The following is a 1,485-nucleotide window of genomic DNA, read 5'->3' as shown; positions in this document are numbered from 1 at the left end:
AACTCGGCTCTGATGAACCCGAGCATAGTCGAGCGCCGTGTTCATGATCTCAGACCGACCGTCGTCGTCTGCGGAAAAATATAAAGTAAGTAATCGGTAAGCGTCCGGGTTCATCCACTCCGGGCCGCCTCCTATTGGGTCTGACGAGCCCCCCTCCTGGCGCCCCTCTGCTGGGCTTGCCTGAGACGCATTCTCCCCTTCGTCCAACCATCCCTCCGGTAGTCCGCACTTCACTTCCAGTTTCCGAGCCTTTTTTTCGCCAAAAGACTTGTCTTTTAGCAATGCCGAGACTTCGCCCTGGTTCTCGCCGGTGGCTGCAACAAAGTCCGCCTGAGACTTGTACCGCTCCGTAATCAGCTGACGGAGGCGTTCCCGCCGTGTGTCTTGAATAGTCATGGCTCGATTGTCTGTCTTGATTACCGATTAGTAAATCACCAAACGGTATTGACTAGCCAATTACCGTTTAGTAATATGTTCCCTATGGATAAATTACTCACGTACCTAAACAGTCTTGCGAAGCACCAGCGGCGCTTGTTTTGTGAGTCCTGCAAGACCACAGAAGGCTACCTCCGTAAGGCGATCAGTGCCAAACAGTTGCTCCGCGTCACCTTGTGCGTGGCGATAGAGCGCGAGTCGAAGGGCGCTGTCACTCGCATCGACCTGCATCCGGATGACTGGCTCGAAAACTGGCCGGAATTGGCATTTGTGGGCATTCAGGGGCGCCTCGATAGGAAGCCGCACGATTAGCTGTTTGACTTGTCATCCAGTAAGAATAATAGACGGTAATGCAAAATTAACAAACCACCAAGTCAAAGGGGAAGTTGTGGACTTACGAGAATCTTACCTTGCCATGATCAAGGCAATGCCCGGCGGCTGGGGGGCAATGTGCGGCGCCCTGGCCATGACGCGCGATGCCGTCGAAAACCGGATTTACGAACGTAAAGGGCAAAGTGTCCTGGTCGAGACTGCACTCGCCATGCAGAGCTTCTCCAGCACCACATTGTTCGCGGAGTCGATCGCCGTTGCCAGCGGCGGCACCTTCGTCAAACTGCCCGACGACCTCTCCGGAGGGAATGACATCCTGATGCAAAAATTCCAGCAACTGTATGCCGAACTGGGCCGCTTCTCGCAGGATTTCGCAGCAGCCACCGCCGATGACGTGATCGACAAGGCCGAGCGGCGAATGCTCGAGGCGGACGGCGCGCGCCTGCACAAAGTCATGGCCGAATTGATGGCCCTGACGTTTCGTATCTACTGCCCGAACGGTGGTGTGGATACCGAGGTGACGCAATGAGCGGGCATAACGACGGACCACGCGCCGGCAGCCGCGCATACGTTGCCTTGGTAAAGCTGCATGGCATCGGCGGCCAGGCCAACATCAACGCATGGATGAACGCCACCGGCTGGTCTGGAGAAATCAAGACTTTCTACGCGGAGATCGTCACCAAGCTGATGCTTCGGAAGCAGGTGTCCACGCGCGACGAC

At 56.0% G+C, this 1,485-nt stretch carries 4 protein-coding genes; 3 read left to right on the top strand and 1 reads right to left on the bottom strand.

Annotated features, from left to right (window positions below; genetic code table 11):
• On the bottom strand, positions 1-396 hold a 396-nt coding region (locus F2P44_RS35260; RefSeq protein ID WP_223165154.1), incomplete at its 3' end, for a hypothetical protein.
• An 84-nt stretch (positions 397-480) separates the two neighbouring features.
• On the opposite strand from F2P44_RS35260, the gene F2P44_RS34205 reads away from it, so the two are divergent.
• The 3 genes from F2P44_RS34205 to F2P44_RS34195 all read left to right on the top strand — a co-directional run.
• Complete coding sequence (locus F2P44_RS34205) at positions 481-747, top strand: helix-turn-helix domain-containing protein (RefSeq protein ID WP_167094526.1); 267 nt, start codon at positions 481-483, stop codon at positions 745-747.
• A 76-nt stretch (positions 748-823) separates the two neighbouring features.
• Positions 824-1,294, top strand: a complete 471-nt coding sequence (locus F2P44_RS34200) for a YmfL family putative regulatory protein (protein WP_167094524.1) — start codon at positions 824-826, stop codon at positions 1,292-1,294.
• Positions 1,291-1,485 (top strand): hypothetical protein (locus tag F2P44_RS34195; protein WP_167094522.1); only part of this gene is annotated, 195 nt, incomplete at its 3' end. The genes F2P44_RS34200 and F2P44_RS34195, both read left to right, overlap by 4 nt.

The sequence above is a fragment of the Massilia frigida genome (assembly GCF_011682175.1).
In the GTDB taxonomy this organism is placed as follows: domain Bacteria; phylum Pseudomonadota; class Gammaproteobacteria; order Burkholderiales; family Burkholderiaceae_D; genus Telluria_A; species Telluria_A frigida.
Note: the sequence above shows the minus strand (reverse complement) of the source record. Positions and strands in the feature narration are given on the sequence as shown.

What these genes read in the sequence shown, in the direction of transcription:
- F2P44_RS34205 (WP_167094526.1), top strand. Translation starts at nt 481, where the DNA reads ATGGATAAATTACTCACGTACCTAAACAGTCTTGCGAAGCACCAGCGG.